This is a genomic window from Nocardiopsis sp. NPDC049922 (assembly GCF_040660275.1).
GTDB lineage: Bacteria > Actinomycetota > Actinomycetes > Streptosporangiales > Streptosporangiaceae > Nocardiopsis.
Genome location: NZ_JBFAME010000006.1, coordinates 175,104 through 191,396, shown reverse-complemented (window position 1 = coordinate 191,396; position 16,293 = coordinate 175,104). Strand labels below are relative to the sequence as shown.

The following is a 16,293-nucleotide window of genomic DNA, read 5'->3' as shown; positions in this document are numbered from 1 at the left end:
CCACATACCGTCTAGGGCGTCGGCGGTTCCCAGTCCCCGGTGCCGAGCAGCCGGTCGATGGCCGCCCGGTACGGCGCGGGGTCCAGTTCCCGCTCGGCCACCCACGCGTCGTCGTAGTAGCTGTGCTGGTAGCGCTCGCCGCCGTCGCAGATCAGGGTGACCACGCTGCCCCTGCGCCCCTCACGGAGCATCCGGGCCACCAGGTGCCACACGCCCCACAGGTTGGTGCCGGTGGAGCCGCCCGCGCACAGACCGGTGACGTCGTGCAGGTGGCGCGTCGCGGCGATGCTCGCGGCGTCGGGGACCGGCATCATCAGGTCGATCACCGACGGGACGAAACTCGGCTCCATGCGGGGGCGGCCGATGCCCTCGATCCGCGACGGCATCCCCGTGGCGTAGTCGGCGGCACCGGTCACCCAGCCCGGGAAGAACGCCGAGTTCTCCGGGTCCACGACCGCCAGGCGGGTGCCGAGGCGGCGGTAGCGCAGGTAGCGGCCGATGGTGGCGGACGTGCCTCCCGTGCCCGCGCCGACCACGATCCACTCGGGGCACGGGTAGCGTTCCATGGAGAGCTGCTCGAAGATCGACTCGGCGATGTTGTTGTTGCCCCGCCAGTCCGTCGCGCGCTCGGCGTACGTGAACTGGTCCATGTAGTGGCCGCCGGTCTCGCGGGCGAGCCGCTCGGCCTCGGTGTACATGTCGGGCGGGGAGTCGACGAAGTGGCAGCGGCCCCCGTACCGCTCGATCAGGGCGATCTTCTCCGGGCTCGTCCGGCGTGGGAGGACCGTGACGAAGTCCAGCCCGATCAGCCGCGCGAAGTAGGCCTCGGACACGGCGGTCGAGCCTGAGCTCGCCTCCACGATCGTGGTGTCCTCGGTGATCCAGCCGTTGGCCAGTCCGTAGAGGAACAGCGAGCGCGCCAGGCGGTGCTTCAGGCTGCCGGTGGGGTGCACCGACTCGTCCTTGAGGTACAGGTCGATGCCCCACTCCGGCGGCAGCGGGAACACGTGCAGGTGGGTGTCGGCCGAGCGGTTGGCGTCGGCGACCACCTTGCGGACCGCCTCGTCGGCCCAGGCCCGGGCACGCTCGCTGGTGCGGTCCACGCACGCGGAGCGGTCTGAGGGGCCGGGGCCGTCGGCTGCTGAGGGACGTGGCATGTGCAGCAGCGTAGCCGCTGACGGTGAGCGTCGGGACCCGGACCGCGGCGGTCCGGGACGCCGTCACCCGGAGCGCCCGTGCCGGACGGGCGCTCGGGGAGGGTGCGCGGCGGAGCGGCCCGGAGCGGTCAGTCGAGGGATCCGCCGGACATCGCGGCGTGCATGCGCCGGTAGGTCGCGGCCTCCTCGTGGCGGCTCTGGCGTTCCAGGGTGCGCGCGAGCGCGATGTGCGCCCAGTTGTCGACCGGGTCCAGTTCGATGATCCTGCGGAAGGTCCGTTCGGCCTTGTTGAGCTGTGCGGAGAAGAAGTAGGCGCGGCCGAGCAGTTCCAGGAGGGAGCGGCTGTTCGGCTCGTGTTCGACGATGGGCTCCAGGGTGCGGGCGGCGTAGATCGGGTCGCCCAGCTCCATGAACATACGTGCGCGGTTGAAGGTCTCGTAGGTGTTCTCTTCCACGGTGCTCCTCTCGACGGCGCTGCCGTCCCGGATCACAACGGCCACCGGAGTGACCGCATTCCCAGGCGAGACACGGGGGTGGGAGGGGATCGGCGCGCACTCGTGGAACACCGCACCGCACCCGCCCCCATAGATAGGGATCCCCGGACCGCGCGGTGCGCACACACGCGGGCCCGGTCACCGGTGTCCGGCGACCGGGCCCGCGCGGCGGTCTCAGAGGTCGACGGGGTTGACCCGGCCCGAGTCCACGTCGTAGACCGCGCCCGCCACGGGCAGGCCCGCGGGCAGCAGGGGGTGGTGGCGGATCCGCTCCAGGTCGTGCCTGAGCGCGCCGAGCTGGTCGCTGTTGGTGTGGAACTCCAGGCTGCGGGTGTCCACCCCGTACTCCTCCTGGATGAGGTCGTGCACCACGTCGTCGTTCTCCACCGAGGCCATCTTGCAGCGCGTGTGCGGCAGGACCAGGACCCGCTCCACGCCCAGCAGGTACACGGCCAGGACGAGCGTGCGCAGGGTGTCGTCGGTCACCCGGGCGCCCGCGTTGCGCAGGATCTTGGCGTCGCCGGGCTTGAGGCCCAACATGTCCAGGGGCTCGATCCTGGAGTCCATGCAGGTCACCAGAGCCAGCCCTCGGGCGGCCATGGGCTTGAGGCCCTCGAGGGCGAACTGGGCCGCGTAGTCGTCGTTGGCGGCGAACACGTCGTCGAAGGCGCCCGGTGCGCGGGTGGGGTCGACGGACTCACTCACGTGGGTTCACTCCCTGTCTCCATGGTCATGGGCCGTGTACATGGAACCAGGCCCGTGTACACGGCACGTTGCAACACGCTCAAACGCTCTGTCCGGGGGCGGTGAGTCCCACGTCGGTGCGACCGGTGCCCACCGTGGTGATCGCGCGCGGCAGGGTCTCCCCGGATCCGTCGCGGCGGTCGGTGGTGTCGGGCAGACGCACCGGCTTGCCGTCCTCCCGGGCGGCGCGGGCGGGCGCCCGGCCGATCCAGCCGAACAGCAGCGTGTCCTCCCCCTTGAGGTAGCGATGGCAGCGTACCCCGCCGGTCGCGCGGCCCTTCGAAGGATAGGCCTCGAACGGTGTGACCTTGGCCGATCCGGCCTGGGTGCCCTCCAGGGCGTTGCTGGAGCCCGAGACGGTCACGACGACCGAGTCCTCGGGGGAGGGAACGGCGCCGAACCACAGGACGCGCGCCTCCTCCGACAGGCGGATGCCCGCCACACCGCCCGCCGGACGGCCCTGCGGGCGCACGGCGTTCGCGGAGAACCGCAGCAACTGGGCCTCGGAGGTGACGAACGCGAGGTCCTCCTCGCCGGTGGACAGCTGCGCGGCGCCGACCAGGCGGTCGTCGTCCTTGAGCGTGATGACCTCGAAGTCGTCCTTGTTGGGCGGGTAGTCGGGGGCCACCCGCTTGACCACGCCGCCCCGGGTGCCCACCACGAAGCCCGCGCCCGAGGGGTTCATCGAGACCACCGAGACCACCCGTTCGTCCCCGTCGAGCTGGACGAACTCGGACACGTGCAACCCCGATGCCAGGGGCGGGCGCTCCGCGCCCTCGTCGGGGAGTTCGGGCAGTTCGACCACCGGGACGCGGATCATCCGGCCCAGGTCGGTGACCAGGCCGACGTCCGACCGCGAGGTGGTGGGCACCGACGTGGCGATCGCGTCGTGCTTGGTGCGCAGCCCCTCGTACATCGGCGGCGGGGTGGCGCCCCGGCTGCGGCCGACGGTGCCGTCCACGCCGAGCAGGACGTGGCAGGGCTGGTCGGCCATCTCCAGGGGGATCACCGCGCCCCGGGCGGCGCCGTCGCTCTCGCGCAGCTGGGTGCGGCGCGGCGTGGCGAACTTCTTGGAGACCTCGGCGAGCTCCTTGGACACCACGCGGCGCAGCTTCTTGTCCGACTCCAGGATGGACGTGAGCTCGTCGACCTCCTTGTTGAGCTGGTCGCGCTCGGTCTCCAGCTCCAACCGGTCGAAGCGGGTCAGGCGGCGCAGCGGGGTGTCGAGGATGTAGCGTGCCTGGACCTCGGACAGGTCGTAGGCGCCCATGAGCGACTCGCGGGCGGCGGCGGTGTCGTCGGCCGCGCGGATCAGGGCGATCACGCGGTCGATGTCGAGCAGTGCGACGAGCAGGCCGTCGACCAGGTGCAGGCGCTCCTGGCGCTTGCGGCGGCGGAACTCGCTGCGGCGGCGGACCACGTCGAGGCGGTGGTTGACGTACACCTCGAGCAGCTCGCGCAGGCCGAGGGTCTGCGGCTGGCCGTCGACCAGGGCGACGTTGTTGATGCCGAAGGACTCCTCCATCGGCGTGAGCCGGTAGAGCTCCTCCAGGACCGCCTCGGGGTTGAAGCCGTTCTTCAGCTCGATGACCAGGCGCAGACCCTGGTTGCGGTCGGTGAGGTCCTTGAGGTCGGAGATGCCCTGGAGCTTCTTGGACTGCACCAGCTCCTTGATGCGGCTGACGACCTTCTCCGGGCCCACGCTGTAGGGCAGCTCCGTGACGACCAGGCCGGTGCGGCGCGCGGAGACCTTCTCGATGGAGACGGTGGCCCGCGTCTTGAACGTGCCCCGGCCCTTGCGGTAGGCGTCGCGGACGCCGTCCAGGCCGACGATGGTGCCGCCGGTGGGCAGGTCGGGCCCGGGGACGAACTCGGTGAGCTCCTCCAGGGTCGCGTCGGGGTGGGCGATCAGGTGGCGCGCGGCGGTGACGACCTCGCCCAGGTTGTGCGGGGCCATGTTGGTGGCCATGCCGACCGCGATGCCCGAGGCTCCGTTGACCAGGAGGTTGGGGAACGCCGCGGGGAGCACCTCCGGCTCGGTCTCCTGGCCGTCGTAGTTCGGCTTGAAGTCGACGACGTCCTCGTCGATGGACGCGACCAGGAGTTCGGCGCTGCGCTCCAGGCGAGCCTCGGTGTAGCGCATGGCCGCCGGGGCGTCGTCGCCGCCGAGCGACCCGAAGTTGCCGTGCCCGTCGACCAGCGGGACGCGCATGGCGAAGGGCTGGCTGAGACGGACCAGGGCGTCGTAGATGGCGCTGTCGCCGTGGGGGTGCAGTCGGCCCATGACCTCGCCGACGACGCGGGCGCACTTGACGTGTCCGCGGTCGGGGCGGAGCCCCATCTCGTTCATCTGGTAGAGGATCCGGCGCTGCACCGGCTTCATGCCGTCGCGGGCGTCGGGCAGCGCGCGCTGGTAGATGACCGAGTACGCGTACTCCAGGAAGCTGCCGCGCATCTCCTCGGAGACGTCGATGTCGATGATCTTCTCGGCGAGATCCTCGGGGGGACGGGAAGTTGTACGGGCCATGACCGTAATTCTGGCCTGTTCCAGAGACTGAAACGTACGCAGGCCGGTGGTTGGCGCGGTGTGACCCGTGCGACTGAGGGAGTTTTGGGCACGCGTGTCGGGGTTTCCGCCCGCGCACGCGGCGCGGGCGGAAACCCCCGTCCGTCCTGGCGGGCCTCCTGTGGGCGGCTCAGCGGTCTCTGTGGAACGGGTCGGAGGGGCGGACCCGGGGACATCGGACCTGTGGACAACCGCTCCGACCCCCCTCCGCTCTGGTACCAAGGAACGCATGGCGACATCTGCTGGCGGCGCCCACGCCACCGCGACCCACCCGGACGACTCCACCGCCCACGACGACCCCCACGACCACGGGCCGACGCCCGGCGGCGCCCTGCGCGAGGCCGCCGAACGGCATCTGCGCGCGCTCGCCGGGGAGTCGGCGCGGCTGCGCGAGGACCAGTGGACCGCCATCCACGCCCTGGTCGCCGAGCACCGCAGAGCCCTGGTCGTCCAGCGCACCGGCTGGGGCAAGTCCGCGGTCTACTTCGTGGCCACGGCCCTGCGCCGGGCCGAGGGGGCGGGCCCCACCGTCATCGTCTCCCCGCTGCTGGCGCTGATGCGCAACCAGATCGCCGCCGCCGAACGCGCCGGGATCCGCGCGCGGACCGTCAACAGCGCCAACACCACCGCGTGGGAGACCGTCTACGCCGACGTGGCGGCCGGCGAGGTGGACGTGCTCCTGGTCAGCCCCGAGCGGCTCAACAACCCCGAGTTCCGCGACCGGGTCCTGCCCGAGCTCGCCGCCGGGGCGGGGCTGGTGGTCGTCGACGAGGCGCACTGCGTCTCGGACTGGGGGCACGACTTCCGCCCCGACTACCGCAGGATCCGATCCCTCCTGCACGACCTGCCCGACGGGATCCCCGTCCTGGCCACCACCGCCACGGCCAACGCGCGGGTCACCCGCGACGTCGCCGAACAGCTCCAGGCCGGGGACGCCCGCCAGGACACCCTCGTCCTGCGCGGCTCCCTGGAACGCGAGAGCCTGCGGCTGGCCGTGGTGAACCTGCCCGACCCCACCGCCCGGCTCAGCTGGCTGGCCGAGCACCTGCCCCGGATCCAGGGTTCGGGCATCGTCTACACCCTCACCGTCAGCGCCGCGCTGGAGACCGCCCGGTTCCTGTCCGAGCAGGGGCTGGACGTGCGGGCCTACACCGGGCAGACCGACCCGGACGAGCGCCGTCGGGCCGAGGACGACCTGCTGGCCAACCGGGTCAAGGCCCTGGTGGCCACGAGCGCGCTCGGGATGGGGTTCGACAAGCCCGACCTCGGGTTCGTCGTCCACCTGGGGGCGCCCCAGTCACCGATCTCCTACTACCAGCAGGTCGGGCGCGCGGGGCGAGGCGTGGAGCGGGCCGAGGTGGTCCTGCTGCCCGGCCGCGAGGACCGGCAGATCTGGGCGTACTTCGCCGGGCTGTCCTTCCCCCCGGAGGACACCGTGCGGGAGACCCTCGACGTCCTGGCCGCCGAGGGGGCGCCGATGTCCGTCGCCCGCCTGGAGACCCGGGTGGACCTGCGGCGCACCCGGCTGGAGCAGATGCTCAAGGTCCTGGACGTGGACGGCGCGGTCCGGCGGGTCCGCGGGGGCTGGGCCGCCACCGGGCGGTCCTGGGAGTACGACGCCGAACGGTACGCCGCCGTCGCGGCGGCGCGTGAACGCGAGCAGCGGGCCATGCTCGACTACCTGTCCACCGACACCTGCCGGATGGAGTTCCTGCGCCGCCAGCTCGACGACGCCGCGGCCGAGCCGTGCGGCCGGTGCGACGTGTGCACGGGGGAGCACTGGCCCACGGAGGTCGACCCCGCGCGGCGCGAGGCCGCCGCCGACCACCTCGACCGGCCCGGGACCCCGGTCTCCCCCCGGCGCCAGTGGCCCACCGGCATGGACGCGCTGGGGGTGCGCCTGTCCGGGCGGATCGCCGAGGGATCGCGCGCGGGCGAGGGGCGGGCGCTGGCCCGGTTCACCGACGTCGGCTGGGGTACCGAGCTGCGCCGGATCCTCGCCGAGGACGCCGCCGACGAGCTGGTGAGCGATCGGGTGCTCCAGGGGGTCGTCCGGGTGCTCGCCGCCTGGGGGTGGCGGACCCGCCCGGTCGGTGTGGTCGTGATGCCCTCGCGCACCCGGCCGACGATGATCGCCGACCTGGCGCGACGGCTGTGCGACCTCGGACGCCTGGCCCCGGTCGGCGCGCTGGGGTATCGCTCGGAGGCCGGGCCGGGCCCGCGTCGGCACAACAGCGCGCTGCGGCTGCACCAGGTGCACTCGGAGCTGGTCCTGGGCGACGAGGTGGCCGCGCGGCTGGCCGAACTCCAGGCGAGATCGCCGGGACCGGTGCTGCTGGTCGACGACTACACCGACACCGGGTGGAGCCTGACGGTGGGCGCGGCGCTCCTGCGCCGGGCCGGTGCCCCGGAGGTGCTGCCCCTGACCCTGGCCACGATGGGCGGCTGACCGACCCCGGAGGGGGTCGTGCACGGGGACGCTTCCGGGCCGAGGTGAACCAGCGTGGTGAATCGTTGAGCACGGAGGGCACGCCGTCCCCGAACCCCGGGTGCGGCCCCGGGCGTCGGTGAACCGCGGGGCGTCAGCGCAGCCGCTGCCCGCGCGGGGCGCCGCGCCGGACCGGCTGCCCGTCGCCCAGGTCGGGGCGGGCGCCCGGCTGGTGCAGGGCGCGTGCCGCGAGCCGGTGCCCCCGGCCCAGGGCCTCCTTGGGGTGGCGGCCCGCCAGCCACTCGGGCAGGAACCCGGCGATGAACGCGTCACCGGCGCCGACCGACCCCGGCTTCGGGTCGACCGGTTCGGCGGGCGCGGACACCACGCCCTCGCGGGTCTTGGACGCCCACAGACCACCCTCCTCGCCGAGCTTGAGCACGACGTTCGGGTAGTGGGCGGTCAGCACCTTGACGGCGGCCTCCGGCTCGTCCCTGCCGGAGAGCACCCTGGCCTGGTCGAGGTTGGCGAAGAGCAGCCGCGCGCCCTGCGTCCACTCCAGGAAGTTCTCCGCGCCGGCGCGCTCCAGCGGCGCGTGGGAACCGCCGTCCACCGAGATGGACATGCCGCTCTCGCGGGCCATGCGCAGCGCCACCCGGGCGGCACGCCGCGAGTCGGCGTTGATCAGGGTGTACCCGGACACGTGCAGGTGGGAGTCGGGCGCGAACACGTCGCGCGGCAGGTCCTCCGGCTGGAGCCGGGCGTTGGCGCCCGGGTCGCTCAGCATCGTCCGGTCGCCGCGGTGCGTGATCATGACCACGCACGTTCCGGTGGGTCGTTCCGGGTCCATCACCATGCGCGAGTCCAGGCCGTACCCCATGAGCTCCATCTCACGGGTCCGGCCGGTGATGTCGGAGCCCCGGCGTCCCACGAACGTGGTGTCGACGCCCTCCACGGCCAGCCACGAGGCGATGTTCGCCCCGGAACCGCCGCCGTACATGACCACGGACGCAGGCGTGTCGCTGCCGCGGGCCAGGGGGTGGAACGCCTGCGCGACGGCATCGGTCATGAGGTCACCGATTACGACCACTCGTGTCATTTCGCCAGCCACCACCGAGTTATGAGAATCCGTGCCCGCACGACGTTAACAGGTTAACGATCGGCGGCGTGTAACGAAGTGACGGCGCCACGGGTACGTGACCGGGTACGGGAGGTGCCGCTTCGCGTCCGGGCCGCGCCTCGCCGCGGCCGCCGGACGCGCATCCCGGCACCCGGGCATTTCGGTCCTCCCGCATGGACTTTCCCCGGATTCGACCGAATGTCGTCTAGTCTCGCTGTCGTGCAGTCCTACCCGAACCACTGGGAAGCCGACGTCGTCCTCACCGACGGAGGCACCGCGCACCTGCGCCCCATCACCCCCGACGACGCCGACCTGCTCAGGGAGTTCCACTCCCGTCTGTCCCCGGAGACGATCTACTACCGGTTCTTCGCTCCCTATCCCCGGCTCTCCGACCGCGACGTGCGGCGCTTCACCACCGTCGACTACGAGGACCGCGTCGCGCTGGTGGCCACCATCTCCGACGCCCTCGTGGCCGTCGTGCGCTACGACAAGGTCGCCCCGGAGGAGGCCGAGGTCGCCTTCGTCGTTGAGGACGCCCACCAGGGCCGCGGCCTGGCCTCGGTCCTGCTGGAGCACATCGGCGCCGCCGCGCGCGAACGCGGGGTGCGCCGCTTCATCGCCGACGTCCTCCCCGAGAACCGGCGGATGATCAACGTCTTCCGCGAGGCCGGGTACACCGCGCAGCAGACCTTCGACGAGGGCGTCATCCGGCTCACCCTGGACCTCCAGCCCACCGACGACGCCAGGGAGGTCATGCAGGCCCGCGAGCAGCGCGCCGAGTCGCGTTCGATCGCCCGTCTGCTCTTCCCGGAGTCCGTGGCCGTGATCGGCGCCAGCCGGACCGCGCACACCATCGGCCAGACCGCGCTGCGCAACCTCCTCACCGGGGAGTTCCAGGGCCCCGTCTACCCGGTCCACCCCGAGGCCAAGGCGGTCGTGGGCGTACGCGCCTACCCGTCCGTGCTCGACATCCCCGACCAGGTCGACCTCGCCGTCGTCGCGGTGCGGGCCGAGGCCGTGACCGAGGTCGTCGAGCAGTGCGCCGAGAAGGGCGTGCACGGGCTCGTCGTGGTCAGCTCCGGGTTCGGCGAGGTCGGTCCCGAGGGGCGCGCCCGGCAGGACGAACTCGTGCGCACCGCACGCGCCGCCGGGATGCGCGTCGTCGGCCCCAACTGCCTCGGCATCGCCAACAGCGACCCGGCGGTCTCGCTCAACGCCACCCTCTCCCCGGACCTGCCTCCGCGCGGCCCCATCGGCTTCTTCTCCCAGTCGGGCGCCCTCGGCCGCGCCATCCTCCAGCGTGTCGCCGAGCGCGGCATGGGCCTGTCCACGTTCGTCTCGGCGGGCAACCGCGCCGACGTGTCCGGTAACGACCTGGTCCAGTACTGGCAGGAGGACCCCGCCACCGAGGTGGTGCTCCAGTACCTGGAATCGCTCGGCAACCCGCGCAAGTTCACCCGTCTGGCCCGCCGCCTGGCCAAGCAGAAGCCGGTCGTGGCCGTGCGCAGCGGCGGGTCGGCCCAGACCACCCCGACCGGGCACGCCGCCGGTGGGCTCGCCCTGCCCGACTACGCGGTCACGTCGCTGTTCCAGCAGGCGGGCGTGGTGCGGGTCGACGACATCACCCAGATGTTCGACGCCGCCCAGGTGTTCGCCTACCAGCCCCTGCCCGACGGGCCCCGGGTCGGCGTCATCGGCAACTCCGACTCCCTGGAGCTCCTGGTCAAGGACGCCGCCGTGCGCCAGGGGCTCAAGCCGCACGAGCCCGTCAACCTGGGGCCGCAGGCCACCGCGGAGGACTTCGACCTCGCCCTGGAGACCGCCCTGGCGGCCGAGGACGTGCACTCGGTCGTGGTCGTCTTCGTCCCCGCCCTGCAACCCATCGGCGACGACGTCGCCCGCGTGCTGCGGGCCCGCTCCCTGGGCTCGGACAAGCCGGTGGTCGCCACCTACCTCGCCCGGCAGGGCATCCCCGAGGAACTGCGCCACGTCGGCGAGCGCGGCGAGACCCTGCGCGGATCGGTGCCCTCCTACCCCTCGCCGGAGGACGCGGTGCGCGCGCTCGCCCACGCCACCCGGTACGCCCAGTGGCGCAACCGCAAGCCCGGCCGCCACCCCGAACTGCCCGACATCGACCGCGCCCGCGCCCGCGCCGCCATCACCCGCGCGCTCAAGGGCGCGCCCGCGGAGAACTCCGTGGCGTGGTTCGGCGGTGAACGCCGCTACGACGAGGAGACGGCGATCTCCAGCGCCGACGCGCGGGAGCTCCTGGCCTGCTACGGCATCGCCGCCTACCCGGACATCCCGGTCACCTCCGCCGACGAGGCCGTGGTGGCCGCCGGAGAACTCGGCTACCCCGTCGTGGTGAAGGCCGACGCCCCCGACCTGCGGGTCCGCGCGGGAGGCACGTTCGTCCGCGCCGACCTGCGCACCCCGGACGACGTGCGCAGCGCCTTCCTGTCCCTGCACGACCGGTTCGGCGCGGAGGCGGGGCTGGTCGTCCAGCGCATGGCCGCGCCCGGTGTGCCCACGGTGATCCGCGCGGGCGACAACCAGTCCTTCGGCTCGGTCGTCTCCTTCGGCCTGGCCGACGTGACCGCCGAACTGCTCGACGACCGCGCGTTCCGGCTCGCGCCCCTCACGGACATGGACGCCGCCGACCTCATCCACGCCGTGCGCGCGGCGCCCCTGCTGTTCGGGCTGCCCGCCGGCGCCACCTCGCTGGCCGAGCAGCCCAACGTGGAGGCGCTGGAGGAGCTGCTGATCCGGGTCTCGCGGTTGGTGGAGGCGTTCCCGGAGATCGGCTACGTGGACCTGGACCCGGTCCTGGTGAACGCCACCGGAGCGCACGTGCTCGGAGCGCGCATGTGGTTGCGCGAGGCCCCCGAGGTCCGGCCGGACGCCGGCCCCCGCCGCCTGGGAGGGGTGACCTTCTGATCATGGGCTGGCCCGCGCGTTGGCCGTCCCGGTCGCGAGGTGTCGCCCGGAGAGGGCAGGATAGGGGTATGAGGAAATCACGTGCCGTGTCCACCGACTGGCGGATGGAGATCGAGCGGAGCGGGTACTATCCCGCGCTGGTGATCGACGCCGTCGCCACCGCCCTGGGGGACGAGGACGCCGAGGCCTTCATCGTCCACCACGAGGCGACGTTCGACCCGGCGATGGAGATGCGGCGGCACATCACCGTGATGCTGCTGACCGCGACGCGGCTCGTGGTGTGCCACACGGACGAGCACCCGCCCACCGAGCCCGGCGGCGCCTCGCACGCGTCGACCACCACGGACAGCATCCAGATCGGCAACGTCCAGTCGGTCGCGCTCACCCGGGTGGTCGCCAACCCCGCCCAGTACACGCCCGGCAGCCTGCCCAGTGAGCTGGTGCTGAGCGTCAACCTGTCGGTGAACTGGGGGACGGCCGCCCACATCGACCTCGAACCGGCCGCGTGCGCCGACGAGACCTGCGAACTCGACCACGGCTACACCGGCGCGATCACCGCGGAGCCCCTCACCCTGCGCGTGAGCGAGGCCGCCGACGGCGCCGCGGCGGTCGCGGCGATGATGCGCTTCGCCGACGCCCTCTCGGCGGTGACGGCCCGGTAGCCGTCAGGAGCGAGGAGCGTACCGGGTTCCGTGGGAGCGTGGAACACCGGCGTGACGGGGACTTAACGAACACGGTGCCGACAGGCGTGGTGCCGTGACGATCCGGCCGTCTAAGGTTGGACCGGATTCGTGCATACCGCCACAAGCGAGACGTGCCAGGCCACAAGCCCGGTACGGGCGCGCCGTGTCCTCACGACCCGCGCGCGATCTCACGGAGAAAGGTCAGTCTGCGATGACGCAGCACCCGTCCCCGACGTCCCCGGACGACGCCCCCCTGGTACGCCTGACCGTCGACCGCGCCATCGCCACGGTCACCCTCGACTCCCCCCGCAACCGCAACGCGCTGTCCGCCCGGCTCCGCTCCGAGTTTTCCAAGGCCCTGTCCGACGCGATGGCCGACGACGACGTGCGCTGCGTCGTGCTCACCGGGACCGGCCCGGTCTTCTGCGCGGGCGCGGACCTGAAGGAGGTCGGCGCCGCGCTCCGGGGCGAGCCGGTCGAACCCGCGCCGGAGCTGCCCGCGATCTTCGAGCAGATCATGGGCGCCCCCAAACCCGTCGTCGCGGTGCTGAACGGCGCCGCCCGCGCGGGCGGGATCGGACTGGTGGCCGCGGCCGACATCGCCCTGGCGCCCAAGAGCGCGACCTTCGCCTTCACCGAGGTGCGCATCGGGGTCGTCCCCGCGATCATCTCCGTCCCGGTGTCCGCGCGCATGCACTCGCGCCAGCTCAGCCGCTACTTCCTCACCGGGGAGCTGTTCGACGCCTCCGCCGCGGCCAAGGCGGGCCTGATCACGCAGGCCGTCCCGGACCGGGAGATGGCGCACGCCGTGGACGCCGTCCTCCAGGGCATCCGGGGTTCGGCGCCGCGCGCCCTGTCGCGCACCAAGCAGCTCCTCGACGAACTCGGCTCCGGCGCCCTGGCCGCCTCCGAGCGCCGGGCCGAGGCCTTCGCCCGGATGGGTGAGCTGTCCGCCGAGTTCTTCGCCGGTGAGGACGCCGCCGAGGGCCGGGCCGCCTTCTTCGACAAGCGCCCGCCCCGCTGGGCCCAGTAGCCCTGGCTCCGAGGGCCTTCGCCGCCCGCGACCCCCGTGCCCGGACGGGACCAGAGGTCGGACGCCCCGTGATCCGGGTGTCCGACCCGTGTCGCCCGGGTACACGGCCGTCGTCGCACGGGCCACAATGGAGAGGTGAGCTACTCCGGAGATACCAGGGTCGGCGGCCCCGCCGACCTACGCCAGCTACCGCATCTGACGATCGCCAAACTCGCCGTCGGCCCCATGGACAACAACGCCTACCTGCTGCGTTGCACCGCCACGGGCGAGGGACTCCTCATCGACGCCGCCGCCGAGGCCGACCGCATCCTCGACCTCATCGGTGAGCGGGGACTGGCCCGCGTGGTCACGACCCACCGCCACCAGGACCACTGGCAGGCCCTCGCCGAGGTCGTCGGCCAGACGGGCGCCCGCACGGTCGCCCACCCCGCCGACGGGGAGGACCTCCCCGTGTCGGTGGACGAACCCGTCCAGCACGGGACGCGCGTGCCGGTCGGCGAGTGCTTCCTGACCGTGATCCACCTGCGCGGGCACACACCCGGGTCGATCGCGTTGCGCTACGACGACCCCGAGGGGCACACCCACCTGTTCACCGGTGACAGCCTCTTCCCCGGCGGGGTCGGTCGCACGTGGAGCGACGAGGACTTCCGCTCGCTGTTCGCCGACGTCGAGGAACGCGTGTTCGGCGAGTTGGACGACGACACCTGGATCTACCCGGGGCACGGCCGCGACACGACGCTGGGCGCCGAACGCCCGAAGCTGCCGGAGTGGCGCGAGCGCGGCTGGTAGCCGCCCGCCCCGATCCCCGACCGCGCGCCGGTCCGCCCCCGACCGGACGCGACCGGACGCGGACGGCGACCCCGTTCAGGCGCCGAAGCAGCAGAAACCGGCCCGTCCGAGGTGGAGCGCCACCGCCTCGGACACCGGGACCCCCTCCGCGACGGCGCGGTGGAAGCGCACCATGGCCCCCTCCGCCTCGGCGTCCCGTACGGGGACCGGGCTGGCCACCACCGTGCGCACGCCGCGCGCGTGCAGGGCGCCGACGAACCCCGACGGCGTTCCGGTGACACCGCCGAAGCCGCGCCCGTTCCAGCAGGTGGAGAGCGCCACCAGGCCGGGTGCGGCGGTGAGTCCGCCCAGGTCCCGGGCGAGGAGGGGCCCGTCCACGAGGTCGATCGACGCGAGGAGGGGAACGCGGTCGGGCACGTGGCCGTGACCGGCGAGATGGACGACGTCGGAGTCGGCGAACCCCTCCACCACCTCCGACCATCGGGCCCCGTCCCCGCTCAGCACCCGGGCCCGCGGGTACACGCGCGACAGCGCGGCCACCTCCCGGCGAGCGCCCTCGGGCGCGGGGGCGGCCACGAGCAGCACGCGCCCGGTCGCCGGGCGCGGGGAGTCGGTGCGCCCCGGCCACCACCGGTCGGCGCGCTCCACCCAGAACCGGGCGGTGGGCACGAGGTTGACCGCACGCCCGCACAGCGCGGGCAGCATCCCCCACGGCGGGTCGCCCAGGCGCGGGTCGGCGGCCAGCACGAGCGGCCGGTCCCCGACCAGCGGCAGGAGCGGGGCCAGGAGGACTCGCGAGACCTCGGCCGCGGCCGCCCGCACGGCCGCCGCGCGGGAGCGGCACGCGGGTTCGGGCAGCGTGTGCGTGAAACGCGCCAGCGCTCGGACGGCGCGCGCGACCGGCCCCAGGAGGCGGGCGTGGACCCGCCCGGCCACCGCGACGAGCGCGACGGCGTCACCTCCGGCCCACGTCAGGTGGATGAACGCCCGATCGGCCCCGAGCCGGGCGAGGAGCTTCCCGGTCACCGGCGCCGGACCGGACGATGCGGTGGGCTCCGCCGCGGAGGCGGCGCGGCACGCACGCCATCGGGCCGCCTCCCACAGCCGCGCGTGGCGCGCCGTGGACGGTCCCCGCCCCAGGGCCAGGGCGGCGCGGTAGTGCCCGGCGAGCGCGTTCAGCGTCGGGGTGTCGGGTTCGCGGGGCCCCGGCACACGCGGCACGGCCCAGGTCCGGGTCAGCTCCGCCCACTCCAACGCGGTCGCGGCCGTCCCCGCGCGCAGGGCGCTCTCCAGGCCGGCGCGGACGACGTGGGGATCGTGGGCCGCGGCGCCCAGCCACCGGCCGGGCGCGGGCACGGCGGCGTGCGCGGCACCGCCCGCCAGGACGTCCAGGGCCCGACGCGAGGCGGGGCACCCGGGGTGGGCCGCGGCGCCGGGGAGCCGGATTCGCAGGCGGTCCCTGGCCCGGCTGACGGGCCCCGCGTCCGCGACCGCGCGCCCGGGCGGACCGGGGGCCAGGGCGACGCGTTCGAGGCGGGTCGCCAGCCGGAACCACAGCGAGCCCCGCCCGAACGTGCCGCGCACGCGCCGGGTGAGCTCGGCGGCGCGTCGGCGGTCGCCCTCCAGGAACCGCAGTTTGGCCTCCACGAGCAGGGCGGTGGCGGTCGCCGAGCCGCTCTCCGTGCACGGGCCCTCGTCCAGCGCGGCCGCCGCCTCCTCGACCAGCCCCTCCGACAGCAGCGCCTCGGCCAGGTCCACGTGCAGGGCCTCGCTCCGCTCGGGCGGCAGTTCGGGCAGCAGGGAGAGGAAGGTGTCGATGGCGGTGACCGTGTCGCCCCGGTAGAGCGCGAGGCACCCCTGGTTCTGGCGGGCGATCATGCCCAGGAGCGGGAGCCCGTGCTCGCGGGTCAGCGCGTGCGCCTCGGCGAGGTGGTCGCCGGCCTGGTCGAACCTGCCGCACATGGTCTGGGCCAGTCCCAGGTTGACCAGCACCCCGGGCACGACGGGCGCGACCTCGGCGACGGGGTGGCCGCGCAGGCGGCGGTGGGTGTCGTCGAGGAGGTCGGCCGTGGTCTCGAACAGACCGCTGCGGGCCAACCGCACCCCGCGCCTGACCCGGGCCAGGAGGAGACGGCCGGATGGTGGGACGGGTGGGGTCACGTGCCCGCCTTTCGCGAGGAGAACGCTCGGTCCACAGATAGCAGCGGCCGGGCGCGCGCGGCAGTCCTCGGCGTCGATCCGCGGACGTCGCCCGGGTGCGAACACGGACGAAGGGTGCGAAGGCGGGTGCGTCGGGCCGGGTTCGTGAGCGCTCCGAACCCGCATTCGGCGTGTCCCGATCT

Annotated in this window: 11 protein-coding genes; 5 read left to right on the top strand and 6 right to left on the bottom strand. The window is 73.5% G+C overall.

The features are described 5' to 3' along the window. Nucleotides 1–11: 11 nt before the first annotated feature. From AB0I72_RS13715 to AB0I72_RS13700, 4 genes are all read right to left on the bottom strand, one after another. Entirely contained in the window at nt 12–1,157 is a 1,146-nt protein-coding gene (locus AB0I72_RS13715; protein WP_358567121.1) for a PLP-dependent cysteine synthase family protein, read from the bottom strand. A gap of 128 nt (nt 1,158–1,285) precedes the next feature. Further along, nucleotides 1,286–1,612, bottom strand: a complete 327-nt coding sequence (locus tag AB0I72_RS13710; RefSeq protein ID WP_358567118.1) for a hypothetical protein — start codon at nt 1,610–1,612, stop codon at nt 1,286–1,288. Nucleotides 1,613–1,825: 213 nt separating this feature from the next. Continuing rightward, the gene (locus tag AB0I72_RS13705) at nt 1,826–2,356 is read right to left on the bottom strand and encodes a carbonic anhydrase (RefSeq protein WP_358567115.1); all 531 of its coding nucleotides are present in this window, start codon (nt 2,354–2,356) and stop codon (nt 1,826–1,828) included. Between the two features lie 79 nt (nt 2,357–2,435). Beyond that, a complete protein-coding gene (locus AB0I72_RS13700) occupies nt 2,436–4,922 on the bottom strand; it encodes a DNA topoisomerase IV subunit A (RefSeq protein ID WP_358567112.1) in 2,487 nt (828 codons plus the stop codon). 268 nt (nt 4,923–5,190) lie between these two features. Between AB0I72_RS13700 and AB0I72_RS13695 the strand changes: the two genes are divergently transcribed. Continuing rightward, nucleotides 5,191–7,410: a RecQ family ATP-dependent DNA helicase gene (locus tag AB0I72_RS13695; protein WP_358567109.1), complete on the top strand. Its 2,220-nt coding sequence runs from the start codon at nt 5,191–5,193 to the stop codon at nt 7,408–7,410. A 133-nt stretch (nt 7,411–7,543) separates the two neighbouring features. Here the strand turns inward: AB0I72_RS13695 and AB0I72_RS13690 are convergent, their stop codons facing one another. Further along, nucleotides 7,544–8,479 (bottom strand): sugar kinase, encoded by a 936-nt coding sequence (locus AB0I72_RS13690; protein WP_358567106.1) that lies wholly within the window; start codon nt 8,477–8,479, stop codon nt 7,544–7,546. Nucleotides 8,480–8,728: 249 nt separating this feature from the next. Between AB0I72_RS13690 and AB0I72_RS13685 the strand changes: the two genes are divergently transcribed. The 4 genes from AB0I72_RS13685 (at nt 8,729) to AB0I72_RS13670 (ending at nt 13,951) form a co-directional block, all read left to right on the top strand. Beyond that, on the top strand, nt 8,729–11,446 hold the full coding sequence (locus AB0I72_RS13685; RefSeq protein ID WP_358567103.1) for a GNAT family N-acetyltransferase: 2,718 nt from the start codon (nt 8,729–8,731) through the stop codon (nt 11,444–11,446). A gap of 86 nt (nt 11,447–11,532) precedes the next feature. Next, entirely contained in the window at nt 11,533–12,108 is a 576-nt protein-coding gene (locus AB0I72_RS13680; protein WP_358567602.1) for a DUF5998 family protein, read from the top strand. A 232-nt stretch (nt 12,109–12,340) separates the two neighbouring features. Next, nucleotides 12,341–13,162: an enoyl-CoA hydratase-related protein gene (locus AB0I72_RS13675; protein ID WP_358567100.1), complete on the top strand. Its 822-nt coding sequence runs from the start codon at nt 12,341–12,343 to the stop codon at nt 13,160–13,162. A 135-nt stretch (nt 13,163–13,297) separates the two neighbouring features. Continuing rightward, nucleotides 13,298–13,951: an MBL fold metallo-hydrolase gene (locus AB0I72_RS13670; RefSeq protein ID WP_358567097.1), complete on the top strand. Its 654-nt coding sequence runs from the start codon at nt 13,298–13,300 to the stop codon at nt 13,949–13,951. A gap of 75 nt (nt 13,952–14,026) precedes the next feature. Here the strand turns inward: AB0I72_RS13670 and AB0I72_RS13665 are convergent, their stop codons facing one another. Further along, nucleotides 14,027–16,111 (bottom strand): CHAT domain-containing protein, encoded by a 2,085-nt coding sequence (locus AB0I72_RS13665; RefSeq protein ID WP_358567094.1) that lies wholly within the window; start codon nt 16,109–16,111, stop codon nt 14,027–14,029. Nucleotides 16,112–16,293: the final 182 nt, after the last annotated feature.

Excerpts from the sequence above, each read along its gene's own strand:
- AB0I72_RS13715 (WP_358567121.1), bottom strand. The coding sequence starts at position 1,157 with ATGCCACGTCCCTCAGCAGCCGACGGCCCCGGCCCCTCAGACCGCTCC.
- AB0I72_RS13700 (WP_358567112.1), bottom strand. The coding sequence starts at position 4,922 with ATGGCCCGTACAACTTCCCGTCCCCCCGAGGATCTCGCCGAGAAGATC.
- AB0I72_RS13695 (WP_358567109.1), top strand. The coding sequence starts at position 5,191 with ATGGCGACATCTGCTGGCGGCGCCCACGCCACCGCGACCCACCCGGAC.
- AB0I72_RS13675 (WP_358567100.1), top strand. The coding sequence starts at position 12,341 with ATGACGCAGCACCCGTCCCCGACGTCCCCGGACGACGCCCCCCTGGTA.